This window comes from Streptomyces albiflavescens (assembly GCF_014645835.1).
GTDB lineage: Bacteria > Actinomycetota > Actinomycetes > Streptomycetales > Streptomycetaceae > Streptomyces > Streptomyces albiflavescens.
In genome coordinates, this window is sequence record NZ_BMMM01000002.1 from 950559 (window position 1) to 971775 (window position 21217).

A 21217-nucleotide genomic window follows, 5' to 3' on the forward strand; every position below is an offset into this window, starting at 1 on the left:
TTGGCCCAGGGCGGCGTTGAGGAAAAGGTGAAGCTCCTGGTAGATGGGTTGTCGACCAAGATCAACCTGTCCGCCCGGAGCTTCACGTGCTTGTCTACCCATCGGGGATCGATCTGTCCAGCTCGACCCTCTGCTACCTGTCCGACCTGCTGACGGCCCGGCGCCGTGAGCGCGGCACGCGCTGGCGCCGCCTGACCGCAGATCGACAGGCCCTGCTTGCCCTGGCCCACCTGCGCTGCGGGCACACGTACGCCCAACTCGCGGCCGGCTTCGGGATCGGGCTGGCCACCGTCTACCGGTACATCGCCGAGGCGGTTGAGGTCCTGGCCGCCCTCGCCCCCACCCTCCAGCAGGCCATGACCGTCGCCGCCAGCAAGGCGTTCGTGATCCTGGACGGCACACTGCTGTCCATCGACCGCATCGCCGCCGACCGCCCCTACTACTCCGGCAAACACAAGCGCCACGGCATGAACGTCCAGGTCATCGCCGATGCGTTCGAACGCCTACTCTGGGCCTCACCCGCCCTGCCAGGTGCCGTCCACGACATCAAGGCCGCACGCACCCACGGCATCATCGAAGCGCTCACCCAAGCCGGCATCCGAACGTGGGCAGACAAGGGATATCAGGGAGCCCGGGGGACGATCCGTGTGCCTTACCGGGGCCGCTGGAGCAAGCTCCCAGCCGGGAAGCGGGCGGTGAACTCCTCCCACGCAAGGATCCGAGCCGTCGGCGAGCAGGCCAACGCCACCCTGAAGAGTTGGCGGCTCCTGCGCAAACTCCGTTGCAGCACCGCCCGCATCACGGACATCGTCAAGGCCGTCCTGGCCTTGCACCTCGCCACGACAGCCTGAGGGCGGTGCGGCCTGAGGCATGGACAAGGACAGCGCCGCCATCAACGACAGCAAAGGAGCCCGCTCAGCGTGCCAGACGTCAGAGTCACCTACGACAAGACTGTGGACGCAGCGTACGTCTACCTCACCGAACCGCAGACCCACGTGAAGTCCGCGCACATGTATCCCTGCGATCCAGTGGACGTTGACGCCATGATCAACCTCGACTTCGACGAGCAGGGCCGCCTCATCGGCATCGAGGTGTTGGCCGCCAGTTCAAAACTGCCCAAGTACCTGCTCCAGACCGCGGAGCGGCTGGACACCGAAGGCGCATGAACAGTCGAGCACCGCGCTCGCGGCGACCACGGTGCGCCTTGCAGCAGGTTGAAAAAGGCTCAATGACTCTGGATGACCGATCCATTCTTAGCTACGGATCAGAAGGCTTCTGACATCCACGGCTGACTGTGAGGATGGTGATGGCACCGTCCAAGGGGTCTGACCCTCCGACTGACCGCGAAACCGTCCGCGCCCACCAGTCTCAGGACACGAGAAAGGCCCAGGTCCGCGGGTGGGAGCCCGAGGACCTGGGCCTTGATCTTTCTCGGTCGTTCGGACCCGTCGAAGTACCCAAGAGTGCGGCCGGTGTCCGCACCGTGGCCTTCCCGGCCTCGCTCGTTCCGGAACTGGCTCACCACCTGGCCGAGTACGCGAGTGCCGGCCGAACCGGGCTCGTCTTCGTCGGCGCCGGCAGGGGACGGCCGTGTTCATGAGGGCCCGGAGGAGGAGAGAGAACGGCCGCTCGGTGTGGGTGACCGTCCCCGCGCCCTTCACCCGGCACGGATTGCGCTCGATCAGCCCGTCATCGAGCACCAGCGTCTGTCGGCCGGCCTGCAAGAGTGCTCAGACGACCGTCTTGAGCATGTGGCTGAAGCCATCCTCGACAGCGAGCCGCTTCCCACCTGGGAACGCAATTAACTCCAGGGCGTTCTGTGGTGCCGCCGCCACGGACCGTGGCCCGGCGTCACGGTCCGTACCGACGGTGCAGCGCTCGGGCCGCCGGCGGGCTGGTTCCCCGTGCCCGGGGCCACAGTCGGTGCCGACGGTGCAGCGCTCGGGCCGCCAGCGGGTTGGTTCCCCGTGCCCGGGGCCTGCGCAAGTCCGGTGGCCCACAGCTGGTCGACACGCGCGCGCTCGGTGGCGTTCGGGTAGCGGTTGGTGCAGGACGGGCCGGCGCCGCCGCCCGACATCAGCTCACTGCACGGCCCGCTGTAGTCGTCCTGCAGGCCCAGCACGTGTCCAGTCTCGTGGGTGACGACGCGGACCGAGTCGTACTGCCGGCTCTGGGTGTAGTCGAGGAAGATCTGGCCGCTTCCGTGGCCGTTGGTGGAGGCGTGGGACCCCTGCGGGTCGTTGCCCTCGTAGTAGGAGAAGTCGGCACCGCTCGACGCCTCTTGGAGCTTGACGTTGGACTCGGAGCTGTTCCAGATCGAGGCCGCGCTCGATATCTGCGAACGGAAGCTCGGTGCCCGGGAGGCGTCGTAGTAGAGGGTCACCGCCTGCGCGTTGGGCTGGGCGGCGCGCTTCTGGGCGACCGACTTGAGCACGGCCTCGAAGAACGCCTTGTTGTTCGCGGCCTCCTCAGCCGACCCGTTGTACCGCGCCACGGAGGTACCGGCGGAAGCGGACGGGGTGGGGGCCGTCAGGGCGCTCGCCGGCACCGCTGCGCCCAGCGCACTGGTGGCCAGACCCAGGCCGAGAGCGAGGGCGAGGGGTCTCGGGGACGTTCGGGACAACTTCATGTGGGGGGCTCCTACTCACTCGGTGACGCCGAGCGCCACAGTGCGCGGTCGACTCGGCGTGAACACCGGTTCCGAACTGCAGCGATGTCCTGTGGGTCGCCATTCTTAGAACGCCTCAACAGGGCGCGCAATGGGTCCCGCCACTACGTCGCCTCGTAGGTCCCAGGACCTCGCCAGGGCAGTGCGCGGGCCTCCGGTCCGCACATGGCGACAGGAGGGAAAGCTGTCGCGGCGTCAGAACCCTTACGCCGCAGGGCAGCAGGCGTGCGGGCCGGCCGGTCGGAATTCCGGGACGCGCGGAGGGATCCGCATCCGGGCCAAGACGGACAAATCCCTAGATGTCTGCCACGTCGCGTCTACTAAGCGCGCCGGTTGCTTGGCGGCGCGCTGTGACCGACGTCATAGAACATGAGATTCCGCTTATTTCGCGCTCCACCGGCCCCGGGTCGCCCCCAGGGAGTCACCCTCGGCGCTGGGCGGCATCCCTCACCGCTGAGCCGCCGCCGCTCAGTCCTGATCAGGATGGAAGCCGGGCCCGCCGTGCAGCCCGGCGAGCGGCGTGGGGGAGAGGTCGGTCGGTTCCTCGCCCGCCTCCAGCAGCGTGTCCGCCGCATCCGGACAACCCCTGCTGATCACCCTCGTCCAGGCCGAGGCTGCCCTGGCCCAGCTCATCCCCCGCAGACCCCACCGCGTCAGGCCCCGTGCCAGACAGGCACCCAGTCACCGCGCCCATACTCTCGCGATCAATACGCCCCAATATGGCCATAATTGCGAAGTTGCCGCCACGCTAGTAAACGACTTCAGAGGTGGCGAGCCACCTCTCTCCGAGGTCCATCTCATGGCTTCCGTTCGGCTGCATGGTTCGGTTCCCCCTTCTCAGCGCAGTTGCTCGGCCAGTCCGACGATGATGCCCTCCGGGCCGCGGAGGTAGCAGAGCAGATAGCTGTCCTCGAACCGGGCGATCTCGCCGACGAGTTCGGCGCCGTGAGGGCGCAGGCGGGCAACGGTGTCCTCGATGTCGTCGACAGCGAACATGATGCGGTGCGTGCCCAGAATGTTGTGCGGCCGGTTGCGCGGCCCGGCGCTGATCACCGCGGGGCTGCGGTACTTCGCCAGCTCGAGCCGGCTGTGACCGTCTGGGGTCCGGACCATCGCGATGTCACAGCGGACGCCGTCGAGTCCGGTGCACTGGTCCGCGAAGAGGCCCTCGACCTCCGCCCTGCCCTCCAGCTTCATACCGAGTTCCACGAAGAACGCGATGGCGGCATCCATGTCCTCGACGACGATGCCGACGTTGTCCATCCGCTGAATCGCCATGCTGGTTTCTCCTTCTTCCTCGTGCGGCCGGTGGTGGCCGCTGATGTCCCTGGGGCGGAGCCGGTGGCACGTTCTCGACATCCGCAGACCGCTGAACTCCGAAAAATCTGGATCGCGCCTCAGGTGAGATTCATCCGCATGTAGCAACCCACCGCCAGCACGATGAGAATGGCTCCCACGAAGGCCCACACCGTGGTTGCTGCGCTGTGCGAGGTATGGATCAGAGCAAGCATGCTCAGCCAGATACCCGGCAGGAGCGGCCGTAGCCAGTGGACGTTGGCGCCCCCTGTCGAATACGTGTCGTCGAAGGCGCCGATCTATCGCGCTCGGCGTCCGTGGAGCTCCAGGCCATGAGGGGGCCGCTTCGCCTCCATCGGATCGCCGAATACTGCCTAGCGCTGACTGTTGCGGAACCCGATGGCCAGGGCACCCCACCAGCAGACCTGAGACAGCAGGGCCGTCGCGGCCCCCCGGGCAAGGGAGCGCGGCGCAAGCGCAGGAGTTCCCCGCTGCGTGATGCGTCTGTTCAGGAGCCCGGCCTGCAAGCCGTTGAGGGTGAGCACGAGCACCAGTCCCAGCTTGATGCGGGTGAGGGCGGAGTCGAGGTTCGGCTGGAGCAGTACGCCGCTGGCCACGAGTCCGGCAAGGCCGGTCCAGATCGGGACATTGAGGCGGGCCGTGCTGTTCAGGGCATTGCGCAGGGTGATCCGGCCCGTCAGGCACAGGAGGGCGTAGTAGTCGGCCACCAGGACAGCTCCGAAGCCGAGAACGAGCGAGGCGAGGTGGGCGAAAAGCGCCACGGTGTGGAGGGCGGCGTCCACGCGCAGGTGCAGGGATATCCAAGTGCAGGCTGAGAGGCTCAGGCAGACGGCGAATGCGGCGGCCCCGACTGTCCACCACGCGTCGTACAGTCCCAGTCGCTGAGTCGGCCCTGCCTGAGGGGATGCGGACGGCTCGGGGGGCAGCGCGGACACAGACGACTCCTAGGACATGCACAGCAAGATTTAGGTAAGGCTCACCTAACAGGTATTTCGAGTCAAGGCCGGATGTGAACGAGGTTCCCGTCGCGACACAAGCGTGATCGCGACGTGTCACTCCCGCGACCTGCGGCAATTGATGCGCGGGCGGTCGATGTGTGAGTCCTGCCTGCCCTTGCGTGCAAGCCCAAGGTTGAACGCCCATTCAAGTTGGTCCCGGGCGAAGAAGTCGTAGGTTCAAAGCCCGAGCGTTGTGTGCGGAGGTTCCGTCACGACGATCGCCGGGCCTCGGCGCTCAGCGCCTTCCCTGCCCTCTGTTTCCTCTGTTTCCTTACGCATCGGGGGCTTGTGGGAATCCTTGCCCGCCACGTCCGTGATGGCGTCGAAGTATCGCCATCCATCCACTTCGATCACCTGCTCGGAGGGGCGGAGATCCAGGATCGGCATGGCGGCGTCGAGGAGGCGGCGAACTGTTCCCGGCTCGTGGAGATTGAGGTACGTGCGGTCCGGGAGGCGCACCAAGGCGCCCGATTCGAAGTACGTGTTCGAGACGATCCGGTCCTGGCTCGGGCGGAAGACCAGAGCCAGCCGACGTCGCGTGCCCTCGGGGCGCAGGGAGAGTGTGAGGCGGCAGTCGTCATAGGCGGGTCTCACCCGTTGCCGGACCGTCCAGTACCAGGTGGTGTCGCCCACGATGAGACGGCGTAGGCGTCGCTCGTTCCCCATGGGGGCACCGTACGAGGCCAACTTGCTGTGGGCATGGGCTTTTTTGGGGCGGGCCGCGGACGTGCGCGTTCCGAGCAGTTCAGGACGGGTTCTCGTGTGTGTGCTTCAGCGTCATGCGTGCGTCGACCGTCTCCGGCGATGCGATTTCCGACCAGAAGCGGTGGCAGGTCACGAACACGGCGAGCTCGCGCTCCCGCTGTCGGAGCTTTTCCACCTCGGCCTGTTCGTCGGCGGTCCAGCCGGGGGAGGCGGGGCGCTCCACCTTGCGCCAGCCGCCCGTGTCGCTGAAGCCGTCCAGGGGCTCTACGGACCAGGGGAGTCGTTTCAGCAGGGCCAGCAGCTCGGCCCGGACCTGATGCAGCTCCTCCTGACCGGCCAGGAGGTCACTCGGAAAGTCATAGGTCGCAGCCACGCGGCAATGCTACGCCTGTTCGATTTTGGGATGCGAGTTCCTTCCGGGACTTCACGCGAACGAGTGGGCCGAGGGGGCGGCCACGCCGGCGAGGGGTTCCGTCCTCTGGTGTCCCGGCATAGGCAGCCCAGACTGTTCAGCTGAGACTGGACAGTCTGGACTGATGGCTTTACCGTGACGCCATGGACGAGAACCGTGGTGCCAGGGACGAGAACAACGGGGACGCCGCAGGTGTCTCTGAGTCCGCAGCCCGCGCCGCCCGCGATCTGCGGGTCGCGTTCAACCGGCTGCGCCGGCGGATCAGGGAAGTCTCCGAGGCGGAGGACCTCACGCCCTCCCAGCTGTCCGCGCTGACACTGCTCAGCAAGAGCGGGGCCGCCACGACCAGTGGGCTGGCCGCGACCGAGGGGGTCCGGCCGCAGTCCATGGCCGCCACGCTCGCCGCGCTCGACCAGCACGGCCTGATCGCCCGCAGCCCGGACCCGGGGGACGGCCGACGGCAACTCGTCACGCTGACCGAAGCCGGCCGCGAGCGGGTCGAGGGCACCCGGCAGGCCCGCCAGGAGTGGCTGGCCCAGGCCCTGCACGACCGCTGCACGGAGGCCGAGCGGCAGACCGTCATCGAGGCGATGGCCGTACTGGAGCGGCTCACCCGGCCGTGATGCCGAAACCGAAACCCGCCCGGGCCGCCCGGCCGTGATGCCGAAACCGAAACCCGCCCGGGCCGCCGGGCCTTCTCGCACACGCGCCGCCAGGCGCTCTACCGGCAGGCCGACCCCGCCCGGATGGGCTCCGCCGCCGGACTGCTGCGTACCTTCATGTACCTCGGCGCGATGGTCGACTCCGCCGCCACCGCAGCGGTCTTCCCGCACGGCGCCGACACCGGCGGTCCGCGCGACCTCGCCCTCTTCATGCTCGCCTTCATGCTCGCCGGAGCCGTCCTGCTTCTGGCGGTCACCCTCCTCGACCGTTCCCTTCCCCACCTCGTATCCCGACCCCCCGGAAAGGCCTGACCATGGCTCTCAGCGCGCTCGACCCCCGTACCGCCCTCGTCGTCATCGACCTCCAGAACGGCATCGTCGGGAACCCGCACCTCGCCCCGTACCCCGCCGCCGAGGTCGTGGCCCGCGCGGGCCGACTCGCCGACGCCTTCCGCGAGCACGGCCTCCCGGTCGTCCTCGTACGGGTCACCGCGGCCGCCGACGGATCGGACGCCGCGCCCGGCCGCATCGACGGCGGCAGCCGCTCCCGCAGCTTTCCGGAGGGCTGGGACGTCATCGTCGACGAACTCGCCGGGCACCCCGAGGACATCACCGTCACCAAGCGGAACTGGGGCGCCTTCTACGGCACCGACCTCGACCTGCAGCTGCGCCGCCGGGGGATCACCCAGATCGTGCTGGCCGGCATCGCGACCAGCATCGGCGTCGAGTCCAGTGCCCGCGCTGCTCACGAGCACGGCTACCACGTCACCCTGGCCACCGACGCCATGTCCGACCTCGACGAGATGACGCACCGCAACAGCGTCGAGCGGATCTTCCCCCGGCTCGGCGAGACCGGGACCACCGCGGAGATCGTCGAGTTGCTGGCCAAGACCCGCATCTGAGGTGAGGGTCCCGGGCCGCCCCCGATAGGCCCCGGACTCCTATCTCTGACCCCAGGTGCAAAGTAGCGATCAGGGCTTCGTGACCACGGTCTTCTTGGGCTGGCGGGGGACAGTCTTGGTCTTGTCGAGGTGTCCGTACACCGTCGATCGGGGCACGCCGAACATGTCGGCGATCTGCTGGACCGTCTTCTCCCGCTCGTCGTAGAGCCGTTGGGCAAGCGCGGCCTGGTCGACGGTGAGCTTCGGCCGGCGCCCGCCCACCCGGCCGCCCGACACACCCCACCTGCGGGTTCGTGATCACGGGTCCGAGTGTCGGCAGACGATGGCACCCTCAAGTGATCAACGCACCACCCACGGATGATCATGTGATCGTGGAGGCACAGGTGCGACTACGGGTTTTCGCCGGCTCAGCAGGATGAGATCTGGAGACGCTGGCGCGAGGGGCAATCGTTCAGCTTGATCGGGCGGGCGCTCGGGGCACCGATGCAGAGCGCCCGTCGGTTCCTGCATCAGAGCGGCGGCGTCCGCCTCACCCCGCAGCAGCGATCAGAGCGGCATCTGAGCGGCAGCGAGCGCGAAGAGATATCCCGCGGTATCGCCGCCGGGGAATCTGGCCGACAGTTGGCCAGTCGGCTGGGCCGATCGCCTTCGACCGTCTCCCGCGAGATCGCCCGCAACGGAGGCCGGGACCGCTACCGTGCCGCATCCGCCGATGAGGCCGCCTACGTGCGCGGGCGCCGGCCCAAGCAGGCCAAGCTCGCCCAACGACCGGCTCTGCGCGCCCTGGTGGAGGCGAAGCTGGCTCTGTGCTGGTCTCCCGATCAGATCGCAGGGTGGCTGCGACGCCAGTTCCCTGGTGAGACCGCCATGCAGATCTCGCACGAAGCGATCTACCTCTCGCTCTACGACCCTCGTCGCCGCCAGGCAATCGACCGCAGCCTCACTCAACGCCTGCGGTCAGCCCGGCCCATGCGCCGCCCGAAGATCGCCCGTCGGCCTACCGGGCGGGGCATCATCCGCGGCATGGTGTCCATCACCGCCCGCCCCGCCGAGGTTGAGGACCGGAAGGTCCCCGGTCATTGGGAGGGCGACCTCGTGATGGGCACCAGACCCTCGGCGGTCGCCACGCTCGTCGAGCGCACCAGCCGCTACACGGCCATCGTCGCGCTGCCGGACGGCATCAAGGCCGAGCAGGTCACCCCGCACCTCACCAGGAGCCTCCTCGGCATCCCGCCCCACCTGCGGCGGACGCTCACCTGGGACCGTGGCCGGGAGATCGCCGAGCACCAGGCCATCACCACAGAGACCAGGATGCCGATCTACCTTTGCAAGCCGCGGAGCCCGTGGCAACGCGGCACCAACGAGAACACCAACCGGCTGCTTCGGCAGTACCTCCCCAAGGGCGCCGACCTCCGCAGGTTCAGCCAGGCCGACCTGGACGCCATCGCTCACGAACTCAACCACCGTCCGCGCAAGACCCACGGCTACCGCACTCCGGCAGAGGTCTACGCTGACCTCCTGAACAGCAGTGATGCGCCGACCGCTTGAGCTCGCCATCGTTTTCCGACAGTGGCGGGAGTTTCGGCACACCTCCGTGTCGTGCGCAGGGCGATTACCAGCCCCATGGAGTCTCCAGCGGGTGTTTCGTATGGGCCATCACTGTGTTCTTCAGTTCGAGCCGACGCGGTTCGGGCATGAGGGTCCGAGCACGCACACCGGCAGCCATACTGTGTTGTCTGGCGGCTTGAGACCGCGGCGGACGGCGGGCAGCGCGACGTTCGCTGGCCACCCTGCGGGACGGTAGAAGGCCCCGGTCGTCCCGGCCTTTGGCTTGCACTTCACGTGCAGCGCTACTAGATGATGCCCGCTGACCTTCTCACGGGTGGCGCGCACACTGACCCCGGTGACCTGCTCCCACTCTCGCCCTCGTCGTCGCGCTCACCGAGCGCCGGTGGGGCGTCAGTTCCCGCGAGGGCATCGGAAAACTGGTCTGGGCGCTGGTGGGTTGAGCCTTGGCGGTTGCCGAATTCGACGATTGGGCAACAGCTTCCGCGACCGCCTTGGGCGCGCACAACGCCGTCCCGTTACGATCGTGAACCGCATCGGCACACAAGGGGGACCGCAGTGCTCTATTCGAAAAGCCCCACCACACAGGTGACCGCGTTGATCGAGGTCGTCCTCGTGCCTTCCCTGGCGGTGGCCTTCCATCGCATGGGACTCGGTCTGGGCTGGGCGTTGTTCTCCGCGGTGCTGGTCCTCACCGTACTGTGGCTTGCCGTGTGGCTGCTGGCCAAAGAGCGCGCGGCTGAGGCGCCACTCAAGGTCATCACGAAATCTGTCCTGCTCAACGCGGCATTCACCGCCTTCGCGCCGTTCGTTCCGATGGCCCGCTGGCTGAACCGCGGTGTGGGCCTGTCGAAACAGTGGTCCGGATTTCTCACCTTCGTGGCCTTCGTGGTCACCGTCTTCGTCGTCTTCGTGGTGTCGGCCCTCATACCGCGGAAGGGCGAGAAGGAAGCGGCCCAGGCGCGGGCCTCAGCGAAGAGCCGGCAAGAAGAGGCCCCGCGCCCCGCGAGCATGGAGGACATGATCAGGACGTTCCATCCTGATTGGAAACCCGGCGACGAAAACCCCAAATAATCCCGGACCGCCTTCCCCGGTCGGACGTCAGCCGGGCCGGTCGGCGTGCAGTGTCGCCACCTGATCCAACCAGTACTGATCCTCCGGGTCGAACTTCGCTGTGCCCGCCGTGAGCGTCAGCTCAATATCGGAAGTCGCCGCGGCGGTCTGGCCAGCGGCATCCGCAGGCATACGGGGACGGGGCACCGTGGCGGCCAGCGGGAGTTCGAGCCGGGAGTCCGTGTCGAGGCGGAAGGTGCCGTAGGGGTTAATGTTCGACCAGAACAAGGCGGTCAGCCCGCGCCGATCCTCGTCCGACAACTTCTTCGCCCAGGCCGGTTCGGCAAGGACCTGCTGAAGCAGCAGCGTATTCACGTGCACGAGGGCGGACTGGAGCAGGTGCAGGGCGAGCATCGAGGTCTCGGCGTGCTCCTTGTCCGGGCCGGTCAGGGCGCCGTCCTTGCCGTAGTGCAGGACGGTGTTCGCGCCATTCCAGTTCTCCACGACCTGGAGCCCGCCGTGGATCTCCCAGCGCAGGCCGGGGCTGGCGAGGTAGTCGCAGGCGAAGACCGTACGGACCGCACGGCCCGAGGCGCCCGGCACCCGCTTCTCCCAGGCGCGCGACGGTACGTGAGCAGAAGGTCCGATCCGAACGCGACCGGGCCGCGGTCACGATCCGCTCGACCCTGCCAGGCGGCTCGATACAGTCGGTGCGGCACTGCACGAACAGGGCCTCGCGTAGCCGGTCCTCCACCAGCTCGACCGGGCAGACCTCATCGGCGAGCCAGGCCGTCAGCCGTTCCTCATCGGCACGGGTCGCTGGACGGAAGCCGAGGACCTCACGGATCTGCGTGCGATGCCCTTTGGCCGACCGGGACGACAGGTCGTACTTCGCGAGGTCCTCCGCCGGCACCTTCACCAGGTCGGCCACGTAGTCGACGGCGGCTTGCGGGAACTCTTCGACGAACTGAGGAAATCGGCCCTCCAGCTCGAAGAACTTCAGCATCAGCACGAAGCCGAGCCGGGTCGGGCCGGACTTGTTCGCGACCAAGTCCCAGTCAGCGCCCACCGGCGTCCAGCACGCCACGACATCTTCCGGTGACCACTCCCTGCGCATGCCCGCTCTCCCACCCCTCGCCGTTCACTCGGTCGGCCCAACGAGACGATCGGCTGCGAGGAAACGGGGCGCCAGAAGGCGTGGCGGCTACTTTGCACCTGGGGTCAGAGATAGGAGTCCGGGGCCCGATAGTTTTGGGCCTCGTGACCCTCGATGATCTGCGTGTTTTCGTCGCCGTCTGCCGGGCCGGCAGTCTCAGTGCCGTGGCCCGGGAGCTCGGCTGCACCCAGTCGGCGGTGAGCCAGCACGTACGGCGGCTGGAACGGGAAGTCGGGGTCGGGCTCGTGGAGCGGCAGGCCCGGGGCGTCGTGCCGACACGCGCGGGGCGGGTGCTGGAACGGGCCGCCGCCGACGGCATATCCGGGCTCGACCTCGCGCTGCGGCGGCTTGACGAGATGGTGCGCGGGGGCGGTGGGGTGGTGCGGATCGCCACCGGCGGGGCCACAGTGCGGCACTTCATGGCCGACGCCGTGGTCGACTTCCGGCGGCGGCATCCGCAGGTGACCCTGGAGTTCCAGACCGAGAGTTCGAGTCGCGGTTGTTTCGACGCGCTCGGCGATCACGGGCTCGACCTCGCATGGGTGACCCTCGGGCCGCCGGTGCGCGGGGTCGAGCAGCGGGCCGTCGTCGAACTGCCCTGGATGCTCGCCGTGCGCGCCGACGACGCGCTCGCCGGGCGCGAGCACGTCGAGGGGACGGAGCTGGCCGGGATGCGGCTCATCGGGCTGCCCGAGAACTCCACCTCGCGGGCCCATCTCGACACCGCCTACCGGGAGTTGGGGGTGCCGGCTGCCGCCTCCGACACCAGTGTCGCCGACTGGGACACCGCGATCCTGCTCGCCGAACTCGGCCTCGGCCACGCCGTCGTGCCCGCGCTGCCCGGCTGGCTCGGCCCCGGCCACCCCGGTCTCCGGTTCATCCCGATCCCGGCCCTGCCACCTCTCACGGCCGGCTGGGCCGTGCGCCAGTGGGAGGCCTTGTCGCCCCCGGCCCGCGCCTTCGCCGACACGGTCACGCGGTACTGCGGAGCCGAGCTCGACATCGACATCGACATCGACAGCACCGGCGTACGGGGCTGAGGACCAGGTCGTCGTCGCCCCCCGCCGCCCCTACCCTCCCCCTCAACTCCCGGCTTCGCTCGATCCGATCAGGGGACCCCATCGTCTTCTCAGGGGGACCCCCATCATCCCGTGGGGCTCCGCCCCAGACCCCGGGCGGTTCTACGCCTCCGGGTGGGTGGGGGCTGGTCGCGCAGTTCCCTGCGCCCCTTACGTGGGCTGGTCGCGCAGTTCTGCGCGCCCCTGGCGTCGGCCGGTCGTACAACTCCGCGCCCCTGACAGGGCCTGCGCCTTCCGTATCAGCGCTCCTCAAGCGCCGGACGGGCCGGGCCGGCCGGACGCTGCCAGCTCGCCCACCACCCTTGTCGCCACCGGGACCGCCACCCCACCCCGCGCGGCCGCGCGCAGCAGTGCCCCGCCGATCGCGTCCAGTTCGAGTGCGCGGCCGGCCTCGGCGTCGCGTTGCATGGAGGACTTCATCGCGGCGGGGAAGGCGTCGTACTGGGCGAGGGCGTTCGCGGGGTCGACGGGGGCGCCGTTCGCCCGGCTGACAGCCGCGATCTCGTCGATGAGGGCCACCAACTCCTCCCGGTGGAGCGTGCGTACGCCGCCCAGCGGCACCCCGTACCGAGTCGTCAGCAGCGCGAGCGGCGCGAGGAACGACATCTTGGCCCACAGCGTCGCCGCCTCGTCGTCCTGGATCCGGACGCGCGCACCGGCCCACTCCAGGGCGCCGGCGAGCGCGTCGAGCCGTGCGCGTGGCGCGGTGTCGCCGGTCAGGTCGATGTCCGCGAAGGGGCTGCCGTGCTCGATCAGGCCCGGGGCCAGGCGGGTCGACTCGACGCGGATCACCGCGGGTGCCACCTGCTCGGGGCGGTAGCGGGCGCGAAGGGCCGCCGGGTGTTCGACGCCGTTCAGGAGCGGTACGACCAGGCCGGCGTCGCCCAGTGCCTTCGCGGGGACGCGCTCCAAGGCCGCGTCGAGCGCCGTGGCCTTGACCGCGATCAGGCACACGTCGACGGGTTCGCGCAGCTCGGTGTCCGCCTCCACACGGGCCGTGAAGTCGCCGAAGTGCGCGCTGCGTACGCGGATGCCGTCCGCGGCGAGCACCCGCGCGGTCTCGTCCGCGGCCAGACAGATCACCCGGTGCTCCGCCCGCGCCAAGAGCGCGGCGAGCAGACCGCCGACCCCGCCCGGGCCCAGTACCGCCACTGTGAGCCGGTCATTCGCCATGAGTCCTCGCCTCTCTCCGCCGGGCCCCCGAGTCAGGGCCCCGGCGATGATCACAAGCGCTGGACATCCGAGTCAATCCTCGGGGAAGCTTGCCCAACCCCAAGGAAATGCTTGGGTGTTGTCAGGGGAGCCGTACGGAAGCCCCGGGCTCCAGCAGATGCAGCCGGTCCGTGAGTCCGGCCTCCGCGAACGCCTTCGTCAGCGTGGCGCCGTCCTGGGTGAAGTGGCCCCAGTGCTCGAAGTGCAGCGGCACGACATGGCGGGCGCCGAGGATCCCGGCCGCCCGCGCCGCGTCCTCGCTCGTCAGGGTCAGCGGGGCGTCCGGCACCAGCGGGGTGCGCGCGGCGCCCGCGAACAGCACGGCCACGTCGAACGGGCCCTCGCGGCCGGCGATGTCCCGTACGACGTCCAGGGACGCGTTGTCGCCGCTCACGTACACCTTGGGCAGCCCGTCTCCGGACAGCGCGAAGCCGGTGACCTCACCCACGATCGGCTCTGATCCGTCGGGACCGTGCTGCGCGGGCACGGCGGTCACCCGCAGCAGACCGCCGTCGGGGCGCGGCAGTTCGACGTGCTCCCACGACGGCACGGCCCGCACGGGCGCGCCGATACGGTCGTACGCCGATGCCGTCGACAGGGTCAGCGGGGCGCCCGCGAGATACGTACGCCCGGACGCGTCGAGGTTGTCAGGGTGCTGGTCGTGCGAGAGCAGTACGGCGTCGACCGCGCCGACCTCCGTGGCCGCGAGCGCGGGTCCGGCCGTCTTCACCAGCTTGCGCGCGCCGATGGGGTACTCGCCGGGAGCGTCGAAGGTGGGGTCGGTCAGCAGTCGTACGCCGCCGAGCGAGATGAGGGCCGTGGGGCCGCCGATGTAGGTGATCTCCACTGGGGTCATGCTCTGCACAATCTGTGGAGAGCGCGACGGTATTCCCGGCGTCTGCGCGAGACTGGACCCATGTGCCGCAGCATCAAGACCCTCCGCCCGCCCGTGCTCCCCGAAGAGGCCACCGAGGAGGACATCCGCGCCGCCGCCCTCCAGTACGTGCGCAAGGTGTCCGGCTTCCGCGCCCCGGCCGCCCACAACCGTGAGGTCTTCGACCACGCGGTCGAGGCGATCGCGGCGGCCACGGCCGAACTGCTGGGCGGCCTGGAGGTACGCGGGGCGGCGACACAGCGCGCCGGATAGGTCAGGCGGCGACACAGCGCGCCGGATAGGTCAGGCGCCGGTGCCCGACTCCTGCGGTGCCGGGCGGCGCATCAGGTAGGCCGCTCCGGCGCCCGCGACGAACAGCGCCGCGAAGGACACCCCCGTGGCGAGCCAGGTCGCGCCCAGCCACTGGCCGCCGAAGTAGCCGAGGGCGACGCTGTACCCGGCCCAGGCCAGGCCGGCGAGCATGGACCAGGGCAGGAACTCGCGGACCCGGCGGTGGGCCGCGCCGGCGCCGAGCGAGACGACCGAGCGGCCGGCCGGGGCGAACCGGGCGACGACGACCAGGGCGCCGCCGCCGCGCGAGAGGGCCACGCCGAGACGTTCCTGCGCGCTGGTCAGGCGGCGGGAGCGGGCGATGGCACGGTCCAGGCGTTCGCCGCCGCGCCAGGCCAGGCGGTACGCCACCAGGTCGCCGAGGACGGAGGCCGTGGCCGCGCAGAGGGTGAGCATCAGGATGTCGGGCACGGCGTGCGGGACGGCGCCGGTGGCCGAGCCCGCCGCGGCCGTGGCTGCCGTGATCACCAGCACGCCGCTCGGCAGGACCGGCAGGAACACATCAAGCAGAACGGACACGGCAACCGCCGCGTAGATCCATGGGCTGCCCGTCAGCGACCCCATACTCTCCAGCACCGAAACACTCCCCTGAAATCCCCCGTAGGCACGACCACGCCGCGATGTCACGGGGAGCGGCAGGGGCGGCCTTTAACAGCCATACAGCGTACGCGGCGGGGGTGGCAGGAGGGCCACGGGGGGCTCATGTGTCTGTCACATCACGTTCACTGGCTGCTGTCGACGCGACGGCGCCCACCCCGGGTGCGACGAGGCGGGCGCCGTGGTGCGCAGGGGGTGTCAGGCCGCGACCGGCTCCGAGGCCCGCTTGTCCTCGGTGGCCGAGGCCGTGCGGCCCGTGAGCAGCTGGTCGAGGCCGAGTGCGCCGGATCCGGTGAAGACGAGCAGGAGCATGGTCCAGCAGAACAGCACGGAGAGTTCGCCGCCGTTCTGGATCGGCCACAGGGCTGCCGACTGGTGCACGTCGAAGTACGCGTACGCCATCGAGCCCGACGAGATGAACGCGGCGGCGCGGGTGCCGAGGCCGAACAGCACCAGGGCGCCGCCGACAAGCTGGATCACGGCCGCGTACCAGCCGGGCCAGGTGCCGGCGTCGATGGTGCCGCCGTTGGTGCCCGCGGCGCCGCCGAGCACGCCGAAGAGGGAAGCGGCGCCGTGCACGGCGAAGAGCAGGCCGACGACGATGCGGAACAGGCCGATGGCGTAGGGCCGGGTGCTGTTGAGGCGTCCGGTCATGTGGGGGAACTCCTTCGGTCTGGTCCGGTCGGTCCGTGGGGGACCGGATCGTGGGGACGGAACCGAGTGAGTCATCAACGTCAGGCGAGCCTAATCAATGCTTGCAAGTTCAACATTTGGCCATCGGTCCGCCTCCGCTTGTGGTTCCGCCTGTGTCATCGCCGCACGTAGCGCGGCCCGTGCCACCGCGTCGGCATCCGAAAGCGTGACCGAATCAACGCCTGGACGAGCCCCGGCCGCGGTCACCCAGTGCACGCCCTCCGTGGGCACTCCGAACGCGAACCGCCGTGCGTGCGCTCGACCTTGACGATCGATCAGACGGTAGGGGCGCGGTGTTACGTCCAGTCCTCCGGTTTCGTAACCGTCCACGGTGTGCGGGCGGCACTGCCCCGTCTTCAGCAGCCGGGCGAGCAGTTCGTCGGCCGTCCGTCGCAGTTCCGGTTCCGGTAGCCGCGCCTCCACGAGGGTCGTCGTCCGCACGACCGATCCCGGCACGTCGGGGGAGTGGGCGACCCACGCCCCGTCCTCGGCCCGCACGTCGAGCCGCGGGCCGAGGACGTCCAGGACGCCCGCCTCGATCAGCGCGGCCATCTCCTCGACGCGCCGCCGGGGCGGGCCGATGGAGAGGAAGGCGTTGAGCGGTGTGTACCAACGGTCCAGGTGTGTCCGGCGCGAATCGCCCGACAGTCCGCCGTGGTCCACGATCAGGCGCAGTTCGTTGCGCAGATCGCGCAGCACGTCGAGGGCGGCTTTGAGGGGCCCTGCGACATTTCCGAGCGCGGCCTGCCGGGCGTCCTCGCGCAGATGGCCGAGCAGCCACTCCCGCCAGGCTTCGCGGCCGGTGAAGGTGTGTCCGGCGTACGGGCGCGACAGGCGGTCCCAGGACCAGCGCTCTGCGGCGGCGATGCCGAACTCGTCGAGGAGCTGGGCCTCTTGGGGACTCCGGTGCGCGAGGTCGAGGAAGCGCTCCCGGAAGTCCAGGCCCTCCGGCTTCCCCAACAGCCCCTCGTAATAGACCGTTTCCACCTCCTTGGCGACCAACGGCCATATCTCGCAAAGGAAGTCCGGCGCGTCACCGGAGTCCGCGCGTTTGCGGAAGCGGGAGATCACCTCGTCGGTGAGGACGAGCGGGGTGTGGCGGCCGTACGGGCCCTTCGCGTTGTCGCCGCGCGCCTGGTACGGGATGCCGCGCCGCGAGCCGGCGTACAGCCGGGGTTCGTCGCCCGAGGGCAGATAGCGCAGGCCCGTGCGGGTCCGGACGAAGCGGCCGCCGCGGCCGGTGGTCAGCAGGGCCATGTGGTCGAAGAAGTTGAGGCCCAGGCCACGCAGCAGGACCGGTTCGCCGGGGGAGAGGGGCGAGAGGTCGACGTCGGCCGGGTTGGCGGGCGGGACATGACGCAGGCCGTGCCGCTCGGCGTACGCGGCCAGGCGCTGCTGCGTGTGGTCCGCGAGCACGGGCAGATGGCCCTGTGCGAGGACCACGGCGGCCAGGCCCGACAGGGTGCGGCCGGTGGAGAGGGCGAGTGTCTGGCGGCCGTCGGGCGCGTCGGCGAGCCGTGTCGCGCGGGCGGTGTGCACCTCGACCCGCACCGCGGCGGGCGCCTGGCCCGCCACCTCGCCGAAGACCCACTCCAGGTAACGGCCGTACTCGGCGCGGGTCGGATAGTCGTCGGGGCCCAACTCGCCGCCCGCCCAGGCGTGCAGGCTCGGCCCCGGACGTATCGGCCCCGAGCAGTCCACGCTCTCGTCGGTGAAGAGCGTCACCTGCGAGGCCACGGTGTTCATCAGCAGATGCGGGGACTGTTCGGTGCGCCAGACGCGGCCGGGCCCGGGCGGGGCCGGATCGACGACATGCACCGTCAGCCGCGTGCCCGGCGCGAGGAGCTCGGGAGCCGAGGCGCACAGCCGCTCCAGAACACTGGTGCCGCGCGGACCCGCGCCGACAAGGGCGACGGAGACATGGGCGGTCCCGGAGGGCGACGGGGGTCCCCCCTGTTCGAGCGCAGCCGAGAACTCGGGGGAGGGTGCGGCAGACAAGGGTGTGACTCCCGGGCGTGTGGGGCGCATGGGCGGCGAAGCATCCGCGGGAAGCGGACGGTCATGGCAGCGGACCGCCCGCGGGAAGCGGACGGTCCGCCTCATCATGCCGTCGTACGGTGCGGGAGCCGAGCCCTGAAGCGGATGATCGGCGCCGGGTGTGGGATGCGTCACGAGCATCAGGGACATCACACACAACAACCGTACGCAATGGGCTTATTACGGGGTGAGTGCCGACTCCTCCGCCGTCCTCAGTCGCGAGCCCCCACCCCGTACGGCGCGCGCCTGTTCGAGTCGCAGCGAAGCGGAACGCCCGCGCAGCGTCAGGGTCATCAACTGGTTGCCGAACCAGGGCCCGCCCGTCTTGCGCCAGTCGACCGGCGGGTGTGCGCAGCCGCCGTGCCGGGCGAACCGGTGGCCGAGGACCCGCCCCAGCCCGCTCCACCCGAAGCGGAAGCCCAGTCGTATGGAGAGCGGGATGGCGTTGTGGACGGGGGAGCAGGTCAGTTGGAGAACCCGGGCGTCGGGTGCGGCGCCGGGCCATGACGGCTCGGCGACATACGCGTGATGCACATCCCCGGACAGCACGCACACGGTCGCCGGTGCGTCCGCCCCCGACCCGGCCTCGGCGATCAGCGCCGTCAGCGCTTCGAACGACTCCGGGAACGCGGCCCAGTGCTCCAGATCGGCCCGCCGGCGCAGATCCTCCCCGAACCGCGCCCAGCGGGCGCCCCGTTCGCCCCGGCACAGCGCGGCGTTCCATGCCTCGGCGTGGTGGACGAGAGGCGGCAGCAGCCAGGGCAGGGAGGTGCCTATGAGGAGGTGGTCGTACGAACCGGGGGCGTCCAGCGCCTGCTCCCGCAGCCACTCGGCCTCACCCGGATCGAGCATCGCGCGGTTCTGCTCCTCCAGGACGCGGGCCCCGCGGGTGTCGAGCATGAGGACGCGGGTGCGGCCGAAGTCGCGGCGGTAGCTCCAGCGGACGGAGGCGGGGTCGGTGTCGGCCTGGGCGGCGAAGGCGCGCAGCACGTCGGTGCCGTCGGGGGTTTCGCGTACGGCGGCGTAGAGCAGGTCGTCGGAGAGCTCGCGCGGGGAGAGGTTGCCGAGGTGCTGGTGGACCCAGTACGACATCAGGCCGCTCAGCACTCGCTCGCGCCACCACGGGGTGGCGCGCATGTCGGCGAGCCAGGCGGCGCTGGTGTTCCAGTCGTCGATGACGTCGTGGTCGTCGAAGATCATGCAGCTCGGGACGGTGGAGAGGAGCCAGCGGATCTCGGGATCGAGCCACGATTCGTAGTAGAGCCGGGTGTACTCCTCGTAGTCCGCGACCTGATGGCCCGGGGGATCGGCGAGGCCGCGCCGTGCGGCGATCCACTGGCGGGTGGCCTTGGAGACCTCGTCCGCGTACACCTGGTCGCCCAACAGCAGCAGCACGTCCGGGCGTTCGCCGTCGGGGTCCGAGGCGATGCGGGCGGCAAGGCTGTCCAGCGCGTCCGGACCCACCGGGTCCTTCTCGTCCGCGGGCGGCGCGGCCCAGCGGCAGGAGCCGAAGGTGACGCGGACGGTGGCGTCCTCGCCGGGGGCGCGGACCACCGAGGGCGGGAAGGGGGAGTCGGGCAGCGGCCAGACGGGGTTCCCGTCCAGCAGCACCTCGTACGACGAGACCGTGCCCGGAGTCAGTCCCGTCACCGGCACCAACGCGTAGTGGTGGCCCGCGACTTGGAAGGTACGGGCCTCGCCGCGGGCGCCGTCGGCGCACCGCACCTCCGCGGTGCACGGACGGCTCGCCTCGACCCAGAAGGTCGCGGACGAGCCGTCGACGTACCTCAGCAGCGGTCCCAGGCGCAGCTCCGCCATGGTGATCACCCTCCTCCGTCGCCCCGTACGGTACGGAATGACGGAGGTCGGCGGGGAGGTTCCGGGAACCGCGTTCGGTTCGGCGGGGGCCGCGCGGATCAGCAGCCGCTGAGGACCGAGCTCAGCTTGGACTTCTCCGCGGAGTCGACCGAGAGGTCGTAGTAGTACTTCACCTGGACCCAGGCGCGGACGTAGGTGCAGGCGTAGGCGGTGCGCGACGGCATCCACTCGGCCGGGTCCTGGTCGCCCTTCGCCTGGTTCACGTTGTCGGTGACGGCGATGAGCTGGGGGCGGGTCAGGTCGTTGGCGAACGCCTGACGCTGCGAGGTGGTCCACGCGCCGGCGCCGGAGTCCCAGGCCTCGGCCAGCGGCACGAGGTGGTCGATGTCGAGGTCGGAGGCGGCGGTCCAGGTGGCGCCGTCGTAGACGGAGTACCAACTGCCGCTGGTGGAGGCGCAGGAGGAGTCGGTGACGACGTTCGTACCGTCGCGCTTCAGGACCGTCTCGCGGGTGTTGCAGGTGCCGGAGATGGTGATCCAGTGGGGGAACAGATCACGGTTGTATCCGGTGCGGTTCTCCGTCGCCACGGTGAGAGAGGCCAGGTAGGTGCGGGCGGTGGCGGCGCTGACCGGGGTGGGCAGCGCGGCGGAGGCGGTCGGGCCGTTGAATATCCCGACTGTGGCTATCAGACCGGTGAGGGCTGCGAGTATGCTCAGCCGTCGACGCGCGTAGACCTTTGGCATGCGAACTCCCTTGGAGTGGGGGGCCGTTGGGGGTGAGCGAGCACATGCTTGCGGCGGTGGATTTCCGGAAGGTGTGAGTCAGGTAAGAAGCTAGTGACGTGCTCATGTCATAGCAATGCTCACGACAAGATCAGTCGGTCGGTGCGAAGGTTTCGCGGCGTGAGCGGGCTGCTGAGTCATGTCGGGACCAAAGGCCCTACGGCCTCCGTCCGGGCATCCCGTAGGGTGGACGGCGCAGAAGGGGAGTAGCTCTTCGCCGGACCGTCGACATACTGCTCAGCTCGTCTGAGCCGGCGCCCGGAGGCAGGCCTCGTTTCGAGGGGTCGGCCAGCGAGACCTTCGGCAAGCAGTGCACCGCCCGTGCCGTGTCGTTC

At 69.7% G+C, this 21217-nt stretch carries 22 protein-coding genes and 3 pseudogenes; 9 read left to right on the forward strand and 16 right to left on the reverse strand.

The features are described 5' to 3' along the window. The first annotated feature begins 86 nt into the window (after positions 1–86). Both IEY95_RS09110 and IEY95_RS09115 read left to right on the forward strand, forming a co-directional pair. Complete coding sequence (locus IEY95_RS09110; RefSeq protein ID WP_189185347.1) at positions 87–851, forward strand: IS5 family transposase; 765 nt, start codon at positions 87–89, stop codon at positions 849–851. A 69-nt stretch (positions 852–920) separates the two neighbouring features. Continuing rightward, a complete protein-coding gene (locus IEY95_RS09115; protein ID WP_189185348.1) occupies positions 921–1166 on the forward strand; it encodes a DUF2283 domain-containing protein in 246 nt (81 codons plus the stop codon). 809 nt (positions 1167–1975) lie between these two features. On the opposite strand, the pseudogene snpA reads toward IEY95_RS09115, so the two are convergent. The 6 genes and pseudogenes from snpA to IEY95_RS09145 form a co-directional block, all read right to left on the reverse strand. Beyond that, positions 1976–2629: pseudogene (gene snpA / locus IEY95_RS09120) on the reverse strand (snapalysin); the annotation flags it as partial. Positions 2630–3136: 507 nt separating this feature from the next. After that, positions 3137–3241 (reverse strand): annotated as a pseudogene (locus IEY95_RS09125) (polyphosphate kinase 2); the annotation flags it as partial. Between the two features lie 264 nt (positions 3242–3505). Next, entirely contained in the window at positions 3506–3946 is a 441-nt protein-coding gene (locus IEY95_RS09130; RefSeq protein WP_189185350.1) for a VOC family protein, read from the reverse strand. A gap of 392 nt (positions 3947–4338) precedes the next feature. Next, positions 4339–4746, reverse strand: coding sequence for a hypothetical protein (locus IEY95_RS09135; protein ID WP_229702717.1), 408 nt, complete (start codon positions 4744–4746; stop codon positions 4339–4341). A 414-nt stretch (positions 4747–5160) separates the two neighbouring features. Beyond that, entirely contained in the window at positions 5161–5649 is a 489-nt protein-coding gene (locus tag IEY95_RS09140; protein ID WP_189185351.1) for a hypothetical protein, read from the reverse strand. 79 nt (positions 5650–5728) lie between these two features. Next, positions 5729–6061 carry a DUF8825 domain-containing protein gene (locus IEY95_RS09145; protein WP_189185352.1) on the reverse strand — a complete coding sequence of 111 codons (333 nt, stop codon included), beginning with the start codon at positions 6059–6061 and terminating at the stop codon, positions 5729–5731. Positions 6062–6243: 182 nt separating this feature from the next. Between IEY95_RS09145 and IEY95_RS09150 the strand changes: the two genes are divergently transcribed. The 3 genes from IEY95_RS09150 to IEY95_RS09160 all read left to right on the forward strand — a co-directional run bounded on the left by IEY95_RS09150 (position 6244) and on the right by IEY95_RS09160 (position 7664). Next, positions 6244–6723 carry a MarR family winged helix-turn-helix transcriptional regulator gene (locus IEY95_RS09150; RefSeq protein ID WP_189185353.1) on the forward strand — a complete coding sequence of 160 codons (480 nt, stop codon included), beginning with the start codon at positions 6244–6246 and terminating at the stop codon, positions 6721–6723. A 123-nt stretch (positions 6724–6846) separates the two neighbouring features. Further along, the gene (locus IEY95_RS09155) at positions 6847–7074 is read left to right on the forward strand and encodes a hypothetical protein (RefSeq protein WP_373294447.1); all 228 of its coding nucleotides are present in this window, start codon (positions 6847–6849) and stop codon (positions 7072–7074) included. A 2-nt stretch (positions 7075–7076) separates the two neighbouring features. Further along, positions 7077–7664 (forward strand): hydrolase, encoded by a 588-nt coding sequence (locus IEY95_RS09160; RefSeq protein ID WP_189185354.1) that lies wholly within the window; start codon positions 7077–7079, stop codon positions 7662–7664. Between the two features lie 69 nt (positions 7665–7733). On the opposite strand, the gene IEY95_RS09165 is transcribed toward IEY95_RS09160, so the two are convergent. Continuing rightward, on the reverse strand, positions 7734–7940 hold the full coding sequence (locus tag IEY95_RS09165) for a helix-turn-helix domain-containing protein (protein ID WP_229702719.1): 207 nt from the start codon (positions 7938–7940) through the stop codon (positions 7734–7736). 144 nt (positions 7941–8084) lie between these two features. Between IEY95_RS09165 and IEY95_RS09170 the strand changes: the two genes are divergently transcribed. Next, positions 8085–9212 carry an IS30 family transposase gene (locus tag IEY95_RS09170; RefSeq protein WP_444544761.1) on the forward strand — a complete coding sequence of 376 codons (1128 nt, stop codon included), beginning with the start codon at positions 8085–8087 and terminating at the stop codon, positions 9210–9212. 615 nt (positions 9213–9827) lie between these two features. Next, positions 9828–10304, forward strand: a complete 477-nt coding sequence (locus IEY95_RS09175) for a hypothetical protein (RefSeq protein WP_189185355.1) — start codon at positions 9828–9830, stop codon at positions 10302–10304. Positions 10305–10331: 27 nt separating this feature from the next. Here the strand turns inward: IEY95_RS09175 and IEY95_RS09180 are convergent, their stop codons facing one another. After that, positions 10332–10886, reverse strand: a complete 555-nt coding sequence (locus IEY95_RS09180) for a Tn3 family transposase (RefSeq protein ID WP_229702723.1) — start codon at positions 10884–10886, stop codon at positions 10332–10334. Positions 10887–10986: 100 nt separating this feature from the next. Continuing rightward, a pseudogene (locus IEY95_RS09185) lies at positions 10987–11400 on the reverse strand (DUF4158 domain-containing protein); the annotation flags it as partial. A 143-nt stretch (positions 11401–11543) separates the two neighbouring features. On the opposite strand from IEY95_RS09185, the gene IEY95_RS09190 reads away from it, so the two are divergent. After that, a complete protein-coding gene (locus IEY95_RS09190) occupies positions 11544–12479 on the forward strand; it encodes a LysR family transcriptional regulator (RefSeq protein WP_189185356.1) in 936 nt (311 codons plus the stop codon). Positions 12480–12767: 288 nt separating this feature from the next. Here the strand turns inward: IEY95_RS09190 and IEY95_RS09195 are convergent, their stop codons facing one another. Next, complete coding sequence (locus IEY95_RS09195) at positions 12768–13691, reverse strand: ketopantoate reductase family protein (RefSeq protein WP_189185357.1); 924 nt, start codon at positions 13689–13691, stop codon at positions 12768–12770. Positions 13692–13812: 121 nt separating this feature from the next. Next, a complete protein-coding gene (locus IEY95_RS09200) occupies positions 13813–14586 on the reverse strand; it encodes an MBL fold metallo-hydrolase (protein WP_189185358.1) in 774 nt (257 codons plus the stop codon). A 60-nt stretch (positions 14587–14646) separates the two neighbouring features. Between IEY95_RS09200 and IEY95_RS09205 the strand changes: the two genes are divergently transcribed. Continuing rightward, entirely contained in the window at positions 14647–14877 is a 231-nt protein-coding gene (locus IEY95_RS09205; RefSeq protein WP_189185359.1) for a DUF2277 domain-containing protein, read from the forward strand. 30 nt (positions 14878–14907) lie between these two features. On the opposite strand, the gene IEY95_RS09210 is transcribed toward IEY95_RS09205, so the two are convergent. The 5 genes from IEY95_RS09210 to IEY95_RS09230 form a co-directional block, all read right to left on the reverse strand. Further along, positions 14908–15531: a DedA family protein gene (locus IEY95_RS09210; RefSeq protein WP_189185360.1), complete on the reverse strand. Its 624-nt coding sequence runs from the start codon at positions 15529–15531 to the stop codon at positions 14908–14910. A 219-nt stretch (positions 15532–15750) separates the two neighbouring features. After that, positions 15751–16206 (reverse strand): DoxX family protein, encoded by a 456-nt coding sequence (locus IEY95_RS09215; RefSeq protein WP_189185361.1) that lies wholly within the window; start codon positions 16204–16206, stop codon positions 15751–15753. Positions 16207–16296: 90 nt separating this feature from the next. Beyond that, the gene (locus IEY95_RS09220) at positions 16297–18273 is read right to left on the reverse strand and encodes an FAD/NAD(P)-binding protein (RefSeq protein WP_189185362.1); all 1977 of its coding nucleotides are present in this window, start codon (positions 18271–18273) and stop codon (positions 16297–16299) included. Positions 18274–18462: 189 nt separating this feature from the next. Then, entirely contained in the window at positions 18463–20100 is a 1638-nt protein-coding gene (locus IEY95_RS09225; protein WP_189185363.1) for an alkaline phosphatase D family protein, read from the reverse strand. Positions 20101–20198: 98 nt separating this feature from the next. After that, positions 20199–20843 carry an HNH endonuclease family protein gene (locus IEY95_RS09230; RefSeq protein WP_189185364.1) on the reverse strand — a complete coding sequence of 215 codons (645 nt, stop codon included), beginning with the start codon at positions 20841–20843 and terminating at the stop codon, positions 20199–20201. Positions 20844–21217 lie beyond the last annotated feature (374 nt).